Annotated in this window: 17 protein-coding genes; 11 read left to right on the top strand and 6 right to left on the bottom strand. The window is 71.6% G+C overall.

Annotated elements, in window-relative coordinates:
* Positions 1-129 precede the first annotated feature (129 nt).
* From BJ965_RS08095 to BJ965_RS08075, 5 genes are all read left to right on the top strand, one after another.
* Positions 130-1,188: a LacI family DNA-binding transcriptional regulator gene (locus BJ965_RS08095; RefSeq protein WP_184908048.1), complete on the top strand. Its 1,059-nt coding sequence runs from the start codon at positions 130-132 to the stop codon at positions 1,186-1,188.
* A gap of 21 nt (positions 1,189-1,209) precedes the next feature.
* Entirely contained in the window at positions 1,210-2,562 is a 1,353-nt protein-coding gene (locus BJ965_RS08090) for an ABC transporter substrate-binding protein (RefSeq protein ID WP_313666752.1), read from the top strand.
* Positions 2,563-2,676: 114 nt separating this feature from the next.
* A complete protein-coding gene (locus BJ965_RS08085) occupies positions 2,677-3,618 on the top strand; it encodes a carbohydrate ABC transporter permease (RefSeq protein ID WP_184908047.1) in 942 nt (313 codons plus the stop codon).
* A complete protein-coding gene (locus BJ965_RS08080) occupies positions 3,615-4,433 on the top strand; it encodes a carbohydrate ABC transporter permease (protein ID WP_184908046.1) in 819 nt (272 codons plus the stop codon). Before BJ965_RS08085 ends, BJ965_RS08080 begins: the two co-directional genes overlap by 4 nt.
* Before the next feature lie 29 nt (positions 4,434-4,462).
* Positions 4,463-6,517 carry a beta-galactosidase gene (locus BJ965_RS08075; protein WP_184908045.1) on the top strand — a complete coding sequence of 685 codons (2,055 nt, stop codon included), beginning with the start codon at positions 4,463-4,465 and terminating at the stop codon, positions 6,515-6,517.
* Between the two features lie 166 nt (positions 6,518-6,683).
* Here the strand turns inward: BJ965_RS08075 and BJ965_RS08070 are convergent, their stop codons facing one another.
* Genes BJ965_RS08070 through BJ965_RS08060 form a run of 3 tightly spaced genes read right to left on the bottom strand, consistent with a single transcriptional unit; the run spans position 6,684 to position 9,182 of the window.
* Positions 6,684-7,418, bottom strand: coding sequence for an FAD:protein FMN transferase (locus tag BJ965_RS08070; protein ID WP_184908044.1), 735 nt, complete (start codon positions 7,416-7,418; stop codon positions 6,684-6,686).
* 5 nt (positions 7,419-7,423) lie between these two features.
* Complete coding sequence (locus BJ965_RS08065; RefSeq protein ID WP_184908043.1) at positions 7,424-7,828, bottom strand: FMN-binding protein; 405 nt, start codon at positions 7,826-7,828, stop codon at positions 7,424-7,426.
* A gap of 13 nt (positions 7,829-7,841) precedes the next feature.
* Positions 7,842-9,182 carry a ferredoxin reductase family protein gene (locus tag BJ965_RS08060; RefSeq protein ID WP_184908042.1) on the bottom strand — a complete coding sequence of 447 codons (1,341 nt, stop codon included), beginning with the start codon at positions 9,180-9,182 and terminating at the stop codon, positions 7,842-7,844.
* A gap of 152 nt (positions 9,183-9,334) precedes the next feature.
* Between BJ965_RS08060 and BJ965_RS08055 the strand changes: the two genes are divergently transcribed.
* The 6 genes from BJ965_RS08055 to BJ965_RS08030 all read left to right on the top strand — a co-directional run bounded on the left by BJ965_RS08055 (position 9,335) and on the right by BJ965_RS08030 (position 15,091).
* Complete coding sequence (locus BJ965_RS08055; protein ID WP_030838894.1) at positions 9,335-10,033, top strand: response regulator transcription factor; 699 nt, start codon at positions 9,335-9,337, stop codon at positions 10,031-10,033.
* On the top strand, positions 10,030-11,487 hold the full coding sequence (locus BJ965_RS08050; RefSeq protein WP_184908041.1) for a sensor histidine kinase: 1,458 nt from the start codon (positions 10,030-10,032) through the stop codon (positions 11,485-11,487). Before BJ965_RS08055 ends, BJ965_RS08050 begins: the two co-directional genes overlap by 4 nt.
* An 81-nt stretch (positions 11,488-11,568) precedes the next feature.
* Complete coding sequence (locus BJ965_RS08045; protein WP_184916933.1) at positions 11,569-12,693, top strand: ABC transporter ATP-binding protein; 1,125 nt, start codon at positions 11,569-11,571, stop codon at positions 12,691-12,693.
* Complete coding sequence (locus BJ965_RS08040; RefSeq protein ID WP_031110369.1) at positions 12,690-13,394, top strand: ABC transporter permease; 705 nt, start codon at positions 12,690-12,692, stop codon at positions 13,392-13,394. Before BJ965_RS08045 ends, BJ965_RS08040 begins: the two co-directional genes overlap by 4 nt.
* Positions 13,391-14,056: an ABC transporter permease gene (locus BJ965_RS08035; RefSeq protein ID WP_184908040.1), complete on the top strand. Its 666-nt coding sequence runs from the start codon at positions 13,391-13,393 to the stop codon at positions 14,054-14,056. The genes BJ965_RS08040 and BJ965_RS08035 overlap by 4 nt, the downstream gene beginning before the upstream one ends.
* A 78-nt stretch (positions 14,057-14,134) precedes the next feature.
* A complete protein-coding gene (locus BJ965_RS08030; RefSeq protein ID WP_184908039.1) occupies positions 14,135-15,091 on the top strand; it encodes an ABC transporter substrate-binding protein in 957 nt (318 codons plus the stop codon).
* 65 nt (positions 15,092-15,156) lie between these two features.
* Here BJ965_RS08030 and BJ965_RS08025 read toward each other — a convergent pair whose 3' ends face one another.
* From BJ965_RS08025 to BJ965_RS08015, 3 genes are read right to left on the bottom strand one after another with little or no spacing between them, the layout of a single operon-like run.
* Positions 15,157-15,741, bottom strand: coding sequence for a GTP-binding protein (locus BJ965_RS08025; protein WP_184908038.1), 585 nt, complete (start codon positions 15,739-15,741; stop codon positions 15,157-15,159).
* On the bottom strand, positions 15,728-16,087 hold the full coding sequence (locus BJ965_RS08020; protein ID WP_184908037.1) for a DUF742 domain-containing protein: 360 nt from the start codon (positions 16,085-16,087) through the stop codon (positions 15,728-15,730). Before BJ965_RS08020 ends, BJ965_RS08025 begins: the two co-directional genes overlap by 14 nt.
* Position 16,088: 1 nt before the next feature.
* Complete coding sequence (locus BJ965_RS08015) at positions 16,089-16,520, bottom strand: roadblock/LC7 domain-containing protein (protein WP_020271575.1); 432 nt, start codon at positions 16,518-16,520, stop codon at positions 16,089-16,091.
* Positions 16,521-16,524 lie beyond the last annotated feature (4 nt).

Here is a 16,524-nt window from a genome sequence, read left to right as displayed (position 1 = left end):
GTCATTGACGCCGCCCGCCCCGATCCCCACACTGGCATGACTACGTAGTCAAGCAAGCCCTTTCTCCCCGCGGGAGGCACGTGACTGCGTAGTCCGAGCTGTCGGCCGCCACCACCCAGGGGAGCCTCCATGACGACGACCGGAGCCACCGGTGGACGACGCCGCCGCGGGCCCGGGATGACGGAGGTCGCCCGCGCGGCCGGGGTGTCGCAGAAGACCGTGTCGCGGGTGGTCAACGGCGAACCGCACGTCAGCCCCGAGGTGCGCGACCGCGTACTGAGGGCCGTACGCGACCTGGACTACCGCCCCAACACCGCGGCACGCGCCCTGCTCCTCGGCCGCTACCGGCGCATCGGCGTGGTCTCACTCGGCAGTTCGCTCTACGGCCCGTCGACCCTGCTCATCGCCCTGGAGCGGGCGATGCAGCGGGCCGGCTACTCCGTGGCCCTGGCCAGCACCCTGGAGGGGCAGCAGGTCTCGGCCGCCGTGGACGCGCTGCTGGAGCAGGGCGTGGACGGGATCGTGCTGTCGGAACCGATCGACGACGGCACGCCGCTGCGGCTGACCGCGGACGTGCCCGTCGTCAGCCTCGGGGAGGGCGTCGAACTCATGCCCGGTGCCGGGCTCGTGGTCGGCGCCGACGGCGTCGCGGCGGCCCGGCTCGCCACCGAGCACCTGCTGTCGCTCGGCCACCGCACCGTCTGGCACATACCCGGCCCCCAGGACTGGTGGGCCGCCCGCGACCGGCTGCGCGGCTGGCGCGAGGCCCTCGCCGCCGCCGGGGCCCCCGAACCGCCGCTGCCGTCGCCGGGCGACTGGAGCCCGGCCTCCGGATACGCCGCCGGACGGCAGCTCGCCCGGCTCGCCGATGTCACGGCCGTGTTCGTCGCCAACGACGACATGGCCATCGGCGCCCTGCACGCGTTCGCCGACGCCGGCCGCGCCGTCCCCGGTGACGTGAGCGTCGTCGGCTACGACGACATACCCGCCGCCGCCCACCTCTTCCCGCCGCTGACCACCGTCCGGCAGGACTTCGCCGCCGTCGCCGACCGCGCCGTCGACGCCCTGATCGCCCTGATCGAGGGCCGCCCCGCACCGGCCGGACCGGCCGGCCGGGCGGTCGAGCTGACCGTACGGGCCTCGACCGGGCCGGTACGCGGCCCGGACCCCGCGCGCCCCCGCCCGTAGCCGCACCACGTGAGGAGTCACGTGTCGTACCTTCCGGCAGCACCCGCCTCTCCGGCCCGCCGCGCCCTGCTGCGCGGTGCCCTCGGCCTCGGCACGGCCGCCGCCCTGACCGCCTGCGGCGGCGGCAGCACCACGCCCCGCACCTCCGGCGACGTCACCCTCGGCCTGTGGACCCACGATCCGGGCTACGAGAGGTTCTTCGCGAAGGGCATCCCGGACGCCGACCGCACCGGCGACTTCCGCTACCACCTGAGGGTCACCCGGGCCGGCGCCCCGGACGTCGTCACCAAGCTCCTCGCCCAGGCCGTCGCCGGACGCGGTACACCCGATCTCGTCGGCTTCGAGATCGGCAGCTTCCCGCGCATGCTGCGCGGTGACATCGCCGAGCGGCTGCTGCACGACTTCACCCCCGACATCGAGGCGGTGCCCGGGCTGAAGGAGGACCTGCTGCCGGCCCGCACCGCTCCCTTCAGCCGGGACGGCCGCGTCTACGCCTTCGACTCGGACACCCCGATGGTCGTCTACTTCCACCGCCGGGACCTCTTCGAGAAGTACGGCCTGCCCGAGGACGTGGCGACCTGGGAGGAGTTCGCCGAGGCCGGCGCGCGGGTGCACCGGGACCACGGGGCGTCGATGTGCGTCGTCTCCACGGTCGGCAGCGACCCCGGCCAGGTCGTGCAGTCCTTCCAGATGCTGCTCTACCAGCGCGGCGGCGCCTTCTTCGACGCCGACGGCACGCTGGTCCTGGACTCACCGGAGGCCGAGGAGGTGCTGCGGTTCCTCTGCGAGGGGCTGCGCAGCGGCTTCGTCGTCGAGGTCTCCGACTACTACGGCGCCGGCATACAGACCGCGCTGAAGGCCGGCCGGGTCATCGGACTGCCCATGGCCATCTGGTACAAGAACTACGGCCTGGTGACCAACGTGCCCGAGCAGAAGGGCAGATGGCGGGTGCGGGCGCTGCCGCGGTTCGCGGGCGGCGGCGGGGTGACCGCCGCGCTCGGCGGCACCGGCTTCGGCGTCGTCGAGGGCAAGCCAAACACCCGGGCGGCGACGGAGTTCCTCTTCAGGACCTGGCTCACGCACGAGGGCCAGGTGCGGCGGTTCACCGAGACCGGGTATCTGCCCACCCGGCGGTCGGTGTACGAGGATTCGCGGCTGGGGGCGTACGCGGACGACTTCTGCGGGGGGCAGCGGCTGTTCGGGCTGTACCGGTCGCTGCTGCCGGATGTTCCGCCGTTTCATCAGAGTCCCGACCAGTCGATTCTCTACGACGTGCTCGGGGGGAATCTGCTGCGGGCGTATCACGGGGATCTGTCGCCTCGGCAGGCGCTGAAGCAGACGGCGAGGGATTTTCGTGACCAGGCCGGGCGGTAGTTCGGGTGCGGAGGTGTTGGGGCTTGTCGCGCCCACGCGGCGGAGCCGCACATCGATACTGCCCCGCGCTCCTTTGGGGCGCTCACGAACTCGGCGTACGAGGAGCAACCCGCCATGACCACCACCGTTGTCGGGCCGCCCGGCGCTGCCCGCGCGCGTAGCACACCGAAAGGGGAGGAGCGACGCCCCCGCCGGACCTGGGCGCCCTACCTCTTCGTCTCGCCCTTCTATCTTCTCTACGTCCTGTTCATGCTGATCCCGGTCGGCGTCTCGCTGTGGCTGAGTCTCACCGAGTGGGTGGGGCTCGGGACGCCCCGCTGGGTGGGGCTGCGCAACTACCGGCTGCTCGCCACCGACATCAGCTTTCACCGGGCCCTCGGCAACACCGCCGTGTTCGTGCTGGTGGCCCTCTGCCTGGTCGTCCCGCTCGCCCTGCTGATCGCCCAGGCGCTCAACACCCGGGGACTGCGCGTGCGCGACCTGTGGCGGACCGCCTACTTCGTGCCGATCGTGGTGTCGCCGATCCTCGTCGCGCTCGTCTTCGGGCTGGTCTTCGACCGGCAGTTCGGGCTCGCGAACGCGGTGCTGCGCGCACTGTTCGGCTCCGGCGGTGTCGACTGGCTCGGCGATCCGGACCTGGCCAGGGTGAGCATCGCCCTGGTCATGCTGTGGCGCTGGACCGGCTACCTCACCGTCTTCTTCCTCGCCGGGCTCCAGAACGTGCCCCGGGAGCTGTACGAGGCCGCCGCGCTCGACGGGGCAGGCAGGCTGCGGACGTTCACCACCGTCACCCTGCCGGCGCTGAAGCCGGTGACGGCGTTCGTCGTCGTCACCTCCTTCATCGGCGCGGCCCAGATCTTCGAGGAGCCGTATCTGCTGACCGGCGGCGGGCCGGCCGAGTCCACCCTCTCGGTGACCATGTTCATCTACCGGGCCGCCTTCCAGCGCCAGCAGTTCGGCTACGCGGCGGCCGCCGCCGTCGTGCTGTTCGTCCTCGTCTTCGGCCTCAGCCGGCTCTTCAACCGTCTCCTCGGCATCGGGAGGGCCGCCTCGTGACACGCGCCCGCCTGCCGCTCCACGTCTTCCTGCTCCTGCTGTTCGTGGGGTTCCTCGCCCCGCTGGTGTGGGCGCTGAGCGGCTCGTTCAAACCGCGCGGCGAGATCTTCGGCTACCCGCCGGAACTCGTCCCCGACCCCTTCACCCTGGACAACTACCGCAGTCTGCTCACCGAGCAGCCCTTCGGCCGCTGGTTCCTGATGAGCACGGTCGTCGCCGTCGTCGCCACGGTCGTGTCCGTCTTCGTGTGCGCACTCGCCGGCTACGGCTTCGCCAAGTTCCGCTTCGCGGGGAAACGGCTGCTGTTCAACGTCATGTTCAGCTCGCTGTCGATACCGTTCGCGGTGATCCTCGTGCCGCTGTTCGTGATCCTGGTGAAGACCGGGCTCGGCAGCCCCTGGTTCGCGCTGATCGTGCCGTGGGTGGCGCCCGCGTTCGGGATCTTCATGATGCAGCAGTACATCGTGCAGTCCATCCCGGACTCGGTGCTGGAGGCCGCCCGGATCGACGGGGCGAGCGAGTTCGGCATCTTCCGGACCATCGTGCTGCCGCTTCTGCGGCCCGCGCTGGGAGCGCTCGGCGTCTGGCAGTTCCTGCAGAGCTACAACAGCTTCCTGTGGCCGCTGGTGCTGGTGTCCGACAGCTCCCAGTACACCCTGCCGCTGGGCCTGCAGACCCTGTTCGTGTCGGAGCAGCGGCAGTACGACCTCGTGCTCGCCGGAGCGGTCCTCGCCGTCCTGCCCGCCGTGGCCCTCTTCGTGCTGCTGCGCAAACAGCTCCTCGAAGGGCTCTCCACGGGCGCGGTCAAGGGCTGACGTCCCATCAATACCTCTGGAGGAGAGACATGTTCGAACTGCCCCGGCGCGTGCTGTTCGGCGCCGCCTACTACCACGAGTACCAGCCCTACGACCGCCTCAAGGACGACCTCGACCTGATGGCCGAGGCCCGCTTCAGCGTCATCCGGGTCGGGGAGTCCGTCTGGTCCACCTGGGAGCCCGAGAACGGGCGTTTCGACCTCGACTGGCTCCAGCCGGTCCTGGACGGCGCCCACGAGCGGGGCATCTCCGTGATCCTCGGGACGCCGACGTACGCGGTGCCGCCCTGGCTGGCCCGGCAGTACCCGGAGATCGCGGGCGAGTCCCGCACGGGTGAGCGCATCGGCTGGGGTGCCCGGCAGGAGGTCGACTTCACGCACCCGGCGTTCCGCTTCCACGCCGAGCGGATCATCCGCAGGGTCGCCGAACGCTACGCGAGCCACCCGGCGGTCATCGGCTGGCAGGTGGACAACGAACCCGGCCCGCACCTCTTGCACAACCACGGCGTCTTCCAGCGCTTCACCGACGAACTGCGCGCACGGTACGGCGACGTGGAGACCCTCAACCGCGAGTGGGGCCTGGTCTACTGGTCGCACCGGCTGTCCACCTGGGCCGACCTGTGGACCCCGGACGGCAATGCCCAGCCGCAGTACGACCTGGCCTGGCGGCGCTTCCAGGCCCGGCTCGTCACGGAGTTCATAGCCTGGCAGGCGGACATCGTCCGCGAGTACGCCCGCCCCGGCCAGTTCGTCACCACGTGCATCTCCTACGACCGTCAGGGCGTCGAGGACGACAGGCTCACCGAACGCCTCGACGTCACCGCGGGCAACCCGTACTACACGATGCAGGACGCCCTCGCCCTGCCGGACACCGGCGCCGGCGGACAGCACTGGACGACCAACGGCACCTGGGCGCTGTACCGCAGCGCCGACCGCATGTACTCCTCACGCCAGGAGCCCTTCCTGGTCACCGAGACCGACGCGCAGGCCATCGGCGGACCGTGGGACAACCGCCCCGCCTACGACGGCCAGTGGCGCCAGGCGGCCTGGGCGCTGATCTCCCGCGGCGCCTCGATGATCGAGTACTGGCACTGGCACACCCTGCACTTCGGCACCGAGACCTACTGGGGCGGGATCCTCCCGCACAACGGCCGCCCCGGCCGCGTCTACCGCGAACTGGCTGCGCTGGGAGGTGAGTTGGAGCAGGCGGGCGACCTCGTCTCGGCCCTCACCCCGGACGCCGACGTGGCCTTCCTCTACGACGGGCCCAGCAAGTGGGCGCTCCAGGGCCAGCCGCCGCTGGCCGATACCGACGGAGGTCCAGACGGGCGGTCGTACGAGAGGATCTTCGACGCGTTCTACCGCGGGGCCTTCGACGCCGGACTCCAGGCCCGCGTCCTGCACCCCGGGCAGCTCCCGGACACTGAACTGCCGCCCCTGCTGGTCGTCCCCGCCTACTACGCGGCCGACGACTCCGTCCTCGACCGGCTCCGCGCCCACGCCGAGGCCGGCGGCCATCTCGTCCTCGGCCCCCGCACGGGCTACGGCGACACCGAGGCCCGGGCCCGCACCGACCTCCAGCCGGGGCGGCTGGCCGAGGCGGCCGGGGTGACGTACGACGAGTTCAGCAACCTGCGTGACCCGCTGCCCGTCACCGGCACGGACCTGCTCCCTCTCCCGCCCGGCGCGCACGCCCTGCACTGGGCGGACGGGCTGTCGCCGCAGGGCGCCGAGACCCTGGCGGCCTACGAGCACCCGCACTTCGGCCGCTGGCCCGCCGCCACCACGCACCGTCACGGCGCGGGACGCATCACCTACGTGGGCACCGTGCCCGGCCCCGTCTTCGCCCGGGCGCTGTTCGACCGGTACGCCCCGGACGGCGCCTGGCGTCCCGCCCACCCGAGCGTCACGGCGACCTCGGCGACCGCCCGGGACGGCCGTCGTGTGCGCTTCCTGCACAACTGGTCGTGGGACGAGGTGTCCGTACCGGTGCCGACGGCCCTGCGGGACGCGCTGTCGGATGCCGTGTTCGCCGACGCGGTGCCGCTCGGACCGTGGGACGTCAAGGTGCTGCGGGAGGTGTAGTCCGAGCAACCGTCCCTCGCACCAAGGGAGTTCCGGTCGCCTGTTCGCCGGGCATCGTGTCAGGGGCGTGGGCCGCGCCGTCCCGGAGGGGGAGCGGGCGGGCCGTGCCGGACAGCTGACCGGCGCCACCGGCTCAGGCCGCCACGCCCGGGCCCGCCACCCCGGTTCACGCTGCCACGACCGGGCCCGCCACCCCCGGAAACCCCGCACTCCGCAGCACTCGCCTGCCCGCGTCCACCGCGAACACCTCGCAGTTCTCGCGGGCCGCCGCCCACGCGACACCCTCCGCGCCGAGGGCGAACGCCGCCGTCGCGACCGTGTCCGCCTCCGTCATGGTCGGGGCCACCACGGTCATGCTGAGCAGGCCGGTCGCGGGGCGGCCGGTGCGGCCGTCGAGGATGTGGTCGCCGCGTTCGTAGCGGGCGGAGGTTGCCACGGCCCGGTCCGTGACGTCCAGGACCGTGCAGAGCCGGTCGGCGTGCTCGGGATGGCGCACACCCACGCGCCAGGGGCCGCCGGAGGCGATCACGTCGCCGCCCGCGTTGAGGCAGAAGCGCGTCGCACCGGCCGCCGACAGCAGGTCCGCCCCCTTCTGCACCGACCAGCCCTTCACCACGGCGCAGGGGTCGAGACGGCGGCCCGGGAGGCGGACGTCGAAGGCACCCCCGGTCGCGATCCGGTACTCCTCGCACAGGTCCAGGACCTCGCGGAGCCCCGGACTCGCCGTGCGCACCTCGCCCCGGTCCAGCCGTGACACCTCGCTGTCGGGGCGGAACGGACTGAACCGGGCGTCGACCTCGCGCAGCCAGGCGAACAGGTCGTCCACCGGTGCCCGGGGGAAGTCCTCGTCGTCGATCCGCACCGACACCGGGAACCCCATGACGTGCTCGACGCGGCGCATGCCCCTCAGCCCCTCGCGTCGAGGGCGGCCTGGAGCGACTCCTTGTAGCCGTCGCTGGTGACGGTCGCGCCGGACACCGTGTCGATGTCGGCGCTCTGTGCCTGGAGGGTCTCCTCGATCAACTGCGGTACGGCGGCCGTGGTCTGCGGATGGTCAGGCTGCCGGAGCATCCGCACCGAGGCGATCCGGTCCCCGTCGAAGGTGACCTCGACCTGCACCGGTCCCTTCTCGGTGTCGACGGTGGACCCCGGCACCACCGTGGAGGTGGTGCCGCCCGACGACGAGACCGAGGGGGTCGGGGCGGGCGCCGCGGCGGCCGGGGACGACCCGGTGTCGTGCGACGGGGCGTAGCGCCACAGGGGGATCAGTCCGGCGACGCTCAGGACGAGGACGGGCAGGGCTCGTTTCACGACGGTCTCCTCGTCATCCGGCCAGGCTGAAGCGTTCGAAGTGGGTCTGCGGCCCCGGCACGCCCAGCTCGCGCAGGCTGCCGAGGACGGCGTTCATCATCGGCGGCGGACCGCACAGGTAGACGTCCCGGTCGGCGATGTCCGGCACCAGCCGGGCGAGTTCCCGCGGCGCCAGCCGGTCGGGCACGGGCGGGCCGGTGACCAGGTGCAGTTCGGCGCCCCTGGCGAGCGCGAGGTCGCGCAGTTCGTCGTGGAGGACGGCGTCCCGGTCCGTGGACACCCGGTAGATCACGACCGCGTGGCCGTGCAGTTCCTCCAGCAGGGCCCGGATCGGCGTGACGCCGACGCCCCCGGCGATGAGCACGGCGTCGGGACGGGTGCGGTGCAGGGTGGTGAAGGCGCCGTAGGGGCCCTCGGCGAACACGCGGGTGCCGACCTTCAGGTGCCGCAGGGCCGCGCTGCCGTCACCGGCCCGCTTGGCGGTCAGGCGCAGCGTACGGCCGTCAGGAGCGGCGGACAGGGAGAACGGGTTCGCCTGCCACCAGCGGTCCTTCGTCAGGAACCGCCACAGGAAGAACTGCCCGGCCCGGGCGGGCAGCCGGTCCAGGTCGCGGCCCGTGATGTAGACCGACACCACGTCGTCGCTCTCGGGCACGACGGCCGTCACCCGGAGCCGGTGGCGGAGGTTGCGCCACAGTGGCAGCACCAGCCGGCCGGCGCACACCGAGGTCAGGGCCACGCCCCACACGCCGTACCAGTACGCCGTCGCCGCCGGGGACGAGGCGAACGTCGTCCCCGCGGCGACCTGGTGCGTGAACGCCAGCACCACGGCCACGTAGGTGTACAGGTGGATGAAGTGCCAGGTCTCGTACGCCAGCCGGCGGCGGGCGTAACGGGCCGAGACCGCGCCGACCACGAGGATGATCGCCAGCGCGACGATCGCCCGCAGCACACCCTCGACGGTCTCGGCGAGGTCGACCAACTGGTTCACCGGGTCCAGGGACGAGGACCGCGCGTAGCCGAAGACGATGAACACGGCGTGCGACAGCAGCAGCCACAGCACCGAGAAGCCGGTCCAGCGGTGCCAGGACGTCAGCCGGTCCATGCCGATCCTCCGGTCGAACCACGGCAGCCGGGCCACCAGCAGCAGCTGGAACGCCATGAGCAGCGCCGCGTACAGGCCGGTCAGCCGGCCCAGCACGATCAGCGCGTTCGAGGCGAAACCGGCCTGTGCGAAGAACACGGCCACCACGACCGCGTTCGCCAGCAGCACCGCGTACAGGCCGGTGCGGCCCACCACTGAGGGGCGCACACCAGGGCGGGTCGCCACGGGGGGTTGTCGGACGGTCGTCACGGTCGGCAGCTCCTTGATCGGCTCCTGGGACACCGAGCTTGGCGCGGGGGAGCTGTCGGGAAGCTGTCGCTCAACTTTCAAGTGTTTATCGATCCCGCTGCGAGGGGGTGCGCGGCTATGGCGGCACCGGACCCGTGCAGCACTATGAGTTCGTGGAAAAAGTACGACTTCTCGTCGTCGACGACGACCCGCCCATCGCCGACCTCGTCGCGACCGTCGCCCGCTACGAGGGCTGGGAGGCGGTCACGGCGTACACCGGCGAGGACGCGCTGAAGCGGGCCGCCGAGTTCCACCCGGACATCGTGGTGCTGGACCTGATGCTGCCCGGCGTGGACGGCTTCGGCGTCCTGGACCGGCTGCGCGCCTCCGGCACGATGGTGCCGGTGGTGTTCCTCACCGCGCGCGACGGCGTCGCCGACCGGGTCGCCGGCCTCACCCGGGGCGGCGACGACTACCTGGTCAAGCCGTTCGCCGTGGAGGAGCTGATGGCCCGGCTGCGGACCGTGCTGCGGCGCAGCGCCGGACCCGCCTTCCAGCGGTCCGTGCTCCGGGTCGGCGACCTCACGATGGACGAGGACACCCGGGAGGTCCGGCGCGGCGCGAGGCTGCTGTCGCTGACCCCGACCGAGTACGAGGTGCTGCGCTACCTCATGCGCAAGTCGCCCACCGTGCTCACCAAGGCGCAGATCCTCGACCACGTGTGGGAGTACGGCTTCGGCGGCCGCTCCAACGTCGTCGAGCTGGTCGTCAGCCGGCTGCGCCGCAAGCTCGACGAGACCGACGACGGCGGCGCGCCCCTGATCCACACCGTGCGCGGCTTCGGGTACGTGCTGCGGCAGGCCGCCGAGTGATCGCCCGGCTGCGCCGGGCCTACCGCCGCATGCGCCTCGGCACCCGGCTGGCCCTCGGCCTCGGCGCCCTGTCCCTGGCCGTGTTCGCCGTCGTCGGCACCGCCCTGACCATGTACATGCGGGACTATCTGTCGGCCCAGCTCGACACCCAGCTCGCCCAGGCCCAGATCGCCCAGTCCAAGAGCATCGCGGACTACGGCACCCTCTCGGGCAAGAAGTACTACAGCTGGTTCTACGCCGTGTACGACGTGTCGGACGGCACGCCCGAGCTCCGCAGGCCCGAGGACCCCGCCGACCTGCCCAAGGACGTCGACGACTTCACATCGCTGGCCCGCGCCCAGACCGTGGCGCACACCGAGCTCCTGCGCACCGAGCACCTCAGGGGCGCGGGCTCCTACCGGCTGCGCGCCTGCCAGGTCGAGCGCGGCGTGGTCCTGGTCAGCGCCGCGCCCATGGACGAGATCGAGGACACGGTCGAGCAGCTGATCACCCTTCAGGTCGTCACCTTCGCCCTCGCGGTCCTCGCGCTGGTCGTCTTCGGCCGCCGGCTGCTGCGCCGGGGCCTGAAGCCGCTCAGCGACATGGCGTCCACCGCGCACGGCATCACCTCGCACGACCTGACCGAGTCGGCGGCCCGGCTGCCGCTGCGCGCCGACGGCCGGGACGGCGGACCCGAGGTGGACGAACTGCGCACCGCCTTCAACACGATGCTGGAGCACATCGACGACTCCCTCGCCGTGCGTGCCGAGGCCGAGCAGCGGCTGCGCCGCTTCGTCGCCGACGCCTCGCACGAACTGCGCACCCCGCTGATGTCGGTGCGCGGTTACGCCGACCTCTTCCAGTACGCCGCCGCCAACGCCCCCGAGGAACGCGACCGGCATCTGGCCCGGCTGCGCGCCGAGGCCGCCCGCATGGGCATCCTCCTGGACGACCTGCTGCTGCTCGCCCGGCTGGACGCGGCGGAGGTGGAGGCGCCGCTGCGGCGGCAGGACGCCGATCTGGTGGAGCTGGTGGTCCAGGCCGCGGACGCCTTCCGCGCGGCCCGCCCGGACCATCCGCTGACGGTCCTCGCGGGTCCGGGACCGCTACGGCTGGCGATGGACCCGCTGCGCATCCGGCAGGTCGTCGACAACCTCCTCACCAACGCCGCGGTGCACACCCCGGCCGGAACCGAGGTGTCGGTGGAGGTGGCCGTCGCGCCCGGCGCGGCCGAGGTGCGGGTCGCCGACACCGGGCCGGGCATTCCTCCCGACGACCGGGCCCGGGTCTTCGACCGCTTCTACCGCGTCGACAAGGCCCGCAGCCGCGACCGCGGCGGCAGCGGACTCGGCCTCGCGGTCGCCCAGTCGCTGGTCCGCGCCCACGGCGGCCGCATCGAGCTGACCAGCGAACCGGGAGCGACGGTGTTCACCGTGCGTCTGCCCGTGAAGGATGGACGCCCCACGGACCGGTGACGGGGCGCCCTCTAGACTCGTCCGGAAACAGCCCGTACGACCATGGCCAACGCTTCCGCCAACCCGAAGGGCTCCGGCGCCTTGATACGGATCGAATCAGTCACCAAGCGGTATCCGGACGGCACGGTGGCTGTCGACCGGTTGTCCCTGGAGATACCCGACCGCTCGATCACCGTCCTCGTCGGCCCCTCGGGCTGCGGCAAGACGACCACCCTGCGGATGATCAACAGGATGGTCGAACCGAGCGAGGGAACGATCCTCCTCGACGGCGAGGACATCCAGCGCCGGCCCGTCACCACCCTGCGCCGGTCGATGGGTTACGTCATCCAGAACGCCGGTCTCTTCCAGCACCGTACGATCCTCGACAACATCGCCACCGTGCCCCGCGTGCTCGGCTGGGGCAAGCAGAAGGCCCGGGCCCGGGCGGCCGAGCTGATGGAGCGCGTGGGCCTCGACGCCGCACTCGCCAAGCGGTACCCGTACCAGCTCTCCGGCGGCCAGCAGCAGCGCGTCGGCGTGGCCCGGGCGCTCGCCGCCGACCCGCCCGTGCTGCTCATGGACGAACCGTTCTCCGCGGTCGACCCGGTGGTTCGCAAGGGACTCCAGGACGAACTGCTGCGCATCCAGGACGAGCTGGGCAAGACCATCGTCTTCGTCACCCACGACATCGACGAGGCGATCAAACTCGGCACGATGGTCGCCGTGATGCGCGAGGGCGGTCACCTCGCCCAGTACGCGCCCCCGGCCGAGCTGCTGTCCAACCCCGCCGACGCCTTCGTCGAGGACTTCCTCGGAGCCGACCGCGGCATCCGGCGGCTGTCGTTCTTCCCCTCCGCCGAACTCCCGCTGACGACCGGCCCGGTGATCCCGGTGGACGCCACCGCCGAGCAGATCACCGCCCCCGGAGCCGCCTGGCTCCTGGTGACCGACGCCGGGGGGAAGCCCCTCGGCTGGGCCGGGCCGGACGACCTGACGGCGGGCGACATCGACCCCGGCCGGCTCCTGCCGCACGGCCGGCCCTTCGTCCCCGGCACCGACTCCCTGCGGGCCGCCCTCGACTGCGCTGTCCTCTCCCCGTCCGGCTGGGCCGTCGCCGTGGACGACACCGGCCGGGTGACCGGCGTGGTCGCGCAGCAGACCATCGGCGAGGCCATCCGCAGCGCCCACGCCGCCGGCCACGCCGACGAGGCCGAGGTCGCGTCGTGAACGGCTTCTTCGACATCCCGAGCGACCTCCAGCACAGCTACGCCGGCCTGATCGGACTGCATCTGCGCGAGGCCCTGCTGCCCGTCCTGGCCGGGCTGCTGCTCGCGCTGCCGCTCGCCCAGCTCTGCGTCCGCTTCCGCTGGCTGTACCCGCCGGTGCTCGGCGCGACCACCATCCTCTACGCCGTCCCGTCGCTGGCCTTCTTCGTCGTCCTCATCGACTACACCGGCCAGACCGAGCTCACCGTGATGATCCCCCTGGCCGTGTACAGCCTCGTGGTGCTCGTCCCGGCCATCGTCGACGGGGTGCGCTCCGTGCCGCAGGAGACCCTGGCCGCGGCCACCGCCATGGGGTTCGGACCCGTACGCCGTTACGTGCAGGTGCAGTTGCCGATCGCCGTGCCCGCCATCATCGCCGGGCTCCGGGTCGCCACCGTCTCCAGCATCTCCCTGGTCAGCGTCGGCACCCTCATCGGCAACCAGGGCGCCCTCGGCAACCTGCTCGCCGACGCGCAGAAGTACGACCGCCCCGAGCTGGCCGTGAACTCCGTGATCACGACGGCCGTCCTGGCCATCCTGTGCGACGCCCTGCTGGTGCTGCTCCGCGTCGTGCTGACCCCGTGGATGCCGAACGGCACCCGCAGGCGCCCGAAGCCGAGCACGCGACAGCAGCTGCCCGCCCCCCAGGACGTGACCCGGTGAACGTACTGAACTTCGTCAACGCCTTCTTCAGCGACAGCGCCCACTGGCACGGCTACGACGGAATTCCGCAACGCCTGCTCGAACATGTCCAGTACTCGGCCCTGGCCCTGGTCCTGGCCGCCGCGATCGGCCTGCCCGTCGGCCTGCTGACCGGACACACCGGCAAGGGCGGCAACGCCCTCGCGTTCATCGCCACCGCCGCCCGCGCGCTGCCCAGTTTCGGCCTGCTGGTGCTGATCGTCATCATGATGGGCTTCGGCCTGCTGCCCGTGATGATCCCCCTGGTCGTCCTCGCCGTGCCGCCGATCCTGGTCACGACCTACGAGGCCGTCCGCACCGTCGACCCGTCCCCGGTGGACGCCGCGCGCGGCATGGGCATGCACGAGTCGCGGATCCTCTTCCAGGTCGAACTGCCGGTCGCACTTCCGCTGATCCTCAGCGGTCTGCGCTCGGCGGCCATCCAGATCGTGTCGACGGCCACCATCGCCGCGTACGTCAGCCTGGGCGGCCTCGGCCGGTACATCGTCGACGGGCTCTACCAGCGCGACTACGAGAAGGTGGTGGGCGGCGCCACCTTGGTGGCCGTGCTGGCGCTCGTCACGCTGGCGCTGTTCTGGGCGGCGGGCCGGGTGGCCGTGTCGCCGGGGGTGCGCAGACGCTGAGACCCGGCCCCGGGTCTGTAACAAACCGTGACCAGCACGCTCTTGACTGATCACAAAGCGGCTGGATTGGATCGTTGAATGACTTCTACCGCGAAGAGCAGCAGGTCCAGGACGAGGCACACCAGCGCGGCGGCCGTCGCGCTCACCGCCGCTGCGGCGCTGCTCGCGGGCTGTTCGTCCGGCGGCTCCTCCGACAACCCCCTGGCCGGCGACAAGGCGAAGGCGGGCACCGTCGTCGTCGGCTCCAACAACTTCGCCGAGAGCACCCTGCTCGCCGACATCTACGGCGAGGCACTCAAGGCCAAGGGCCTCAAGGTTTCGTACAAGCACAACATAGGCAGCCGTGAGACGACCTACGGGCTGATGAAGAACGGCTCCGTCACCGTGCTGCCGGAGTACAACGGCTCGCTGCTGGCCTACCTGGACCCCAAGGCCGAGCAGAAGTCCGCCGAGGCGGTGAACGCGGCCGTCAAGGCCAAGCTGGACAAGAAGCTGACCCTGCTTCAGTCGTCGCCGGCCGAGAACAAGGACTCGGTCAGCGTCAACGCCGAGACCGCGAAGAAGTACAAGCTGACCTCCTCCTCCACCCTCGCGGACCTCAAGGACGCCGCCCCCGATCTGGTGATCGGCGGTTCCCCCGAGTTCCAGACCCGGCAGCAGGGCCTCAAGGGCCTGAAGTCCGTGTACGGCCTGGAGTTCAAGACCTTCAAGGCGCTCGACGCGGGCGGCCCGCTGACCCAGGCGGCGCTGACCAGGAACACCGTCCAGGCCGCGGACGTCTTCACCACGGACCCGACCATCGTGAAGGAGAAGTTCGTCGTCCTGAAGGACCCGGAGAACCTCTTCGGATTCGCCAACGTGACCCCGCTGGTCAACAAGAGCGGCCTCCCGCAGAAGGGCGCCGACGCACTCGACGCGGTCTCCGCCAAGCTGGACACCAAGACGCTCCTGGAGCTGGACACGCAGGTGCAGCTCGAGAAGAAGGACCCGCTGGACGTGGCGACCGCGTGGCTGAAGTCGGCGGGCCTGAACTGACGGACCGCTGACCACCGGACCCGGGCGGAAGGAACCGCCCGGTCCGGCACTCCCGCGGCCGGCCCCTACGCCTGCACCGCCGACGCGATCAGCTGGTCGATCAGGGCGATCAGCACGTCCCGGCACGACTCCCGGTCCCGGGCGTCGCACAGCAGCACCCGCACGTGCTCCGGCACCGCGAGCGCCTCCCTGATGTCCTCCGGCGGGTACGGGTGTTCGCCGTGGAAGCCGTTGACCCCGACGACGAACGGGATGCGCCGGCGCTCGAAGAAGTCGATCGCCGCGAAGCTGGACTCGGGCCGGCGGACGTCGACCAGGACCACCGCGCCGAGCGCGCCGAGCGCCAGGTCGTTCCACATGAACCAGAACCGCTGCTGCCCCGGCGTGCCGAACAGGTACAGCACCAGTTCCCGGCTGATGGTGATCCGGCCGAAGTCCAGGGCCACCGTGGTGGCCCGCTTCTCCTCGATGCCGTCGAGGTCGTCGACACCCAGACCGGCCATGGTCAGGGGTTCCTCGGTGCGCAGCGGGACGATCTCACTGACCGACCCGACCATCGTGGTCTTGCCGACGCCGAAGCCCCCGGCGATGAGGATCTTGACCGTGTCGGGTGCCGAAGACGCGTCGGTGGCAAGGTCAGAGCCGGCCAAGGCCTTCCCTCACTTTCTGCAGCAGGTCCAGGTCCGGAGTGGTACGGGAGACGAGGCGCGGTGGGCGGACGGTGATGCGGCCCGCCTCCAGCAGGTCGCAGAGCAGGATGACGACCACGCTCACCGGCAGGTCGAGCCGGGCGGCCAGCTCCGCCACGGCGACCGGCTCCGCGCACAGCCTGAGGATCCGGGAGTGCTCGGGCTGGCACCGGGCCACCGTGACGGGTGGCGGATCCACCGCCGTGACCGTGGAGATGAGCGTGAAGTCGGCGCGGCTGGGCCGGGTCCGGCCACCGGTCAGAGCGAACGGCCTGACGAGCCGCCCAGCCGGATCACCTACTTCCACCTCACACGCCGGGATCGACGACGGGGCCGGCCATGCCCCGCGGTGCCGCGCTCAGGTGTTCGCCGATCTTCTTGACCAGCATGTTCATCTGGTACGCCACCACCCCGACGTCCGCGCCCGGCCCGGTCAGCACGACCAGGTGCGCACCGGGGCCTGCGGAGGTCAGGATCAGATAGCTGTTGGCCATCTCGATGAGCGCCTGGCGCACCGGACCGCCCCGGAAGTCCATGCTGACGCCCTTGCTGAGGCTCATCAGCCCGGACGCGGTCGCCGCGAGCCGCTCGGCGTCGTCGCGCAGGAATCCGGTGGACTTGCTGACCACCAGGCCGTCCTCGGAGAGCACCACGGCCTGGTTCACGTCGGCGACCCGCTCCACGAGTCCGGTCAGCAGCTGGTCGAGCTGGGTGTGCGTGGCGGGGATGGGGCGTGTCATTGCG

The sequence above is a fragment of the Streptomyces luteogriseus genome, from assembly GCF_014205055.1.
GTDB lineage: Bacteria > Actinomycetota > Actinomycetes > Streptomycetales > Streptomycetaceae > Streptomyces > Streptomyces luteogriseus.
The sequence above is the reverse complement of the archived record's forward strand: the minus strand, read 5'-3'. Positions and strand labels throughout refer to the sequence as shown.

Bases quoted from the DNA above. Each gene is read 5' to 3' on its own strand.
- BJ965_RS08095 (WP_184908048.1), top strand. From the start codon at position 130: ATGACGACGACCGGAGCCACCGGTGGACGACGCCGCCGCGGGCCCGGG.
- BJ965_RS08085 (WP_184908047.1), top strand. From the start codon at position 2,677: ATGACCACCACCGTTGTCGGGCCGCCCGGCGCTGCCCGCGCGCGTAGC.
- BJ965_RS08075 (WP_184908045.1), top strand. From the start codon at position 4,463: ATGTTCGAACTGCCCCGGCGCGTGCTGTTCGGCGCCGCCTACTACCAC.
- BJ965_RS08070 (WP_184908044.1), bottom strand. From the start codon at position 7,418: ATGCGCCGCGTCGAGCACGTCATGGGGTTCCCGGTGTCGGTGCGGATC.
- BJ965_RS08030 (WP_184908039.1), top strand. From the start codon at position 14,135: ATGACTTCTACCGCGAAGAGCAGCAGGTCCAGGACGAGGCACACCAGC.
- BJ965_RS08015 (WP_020271575.1), bottom strand. From the start codon at position 16,520: ATGACACGCCCCATCCCCGCCACGCACACCCAGCTCGACCAGCTGCTG.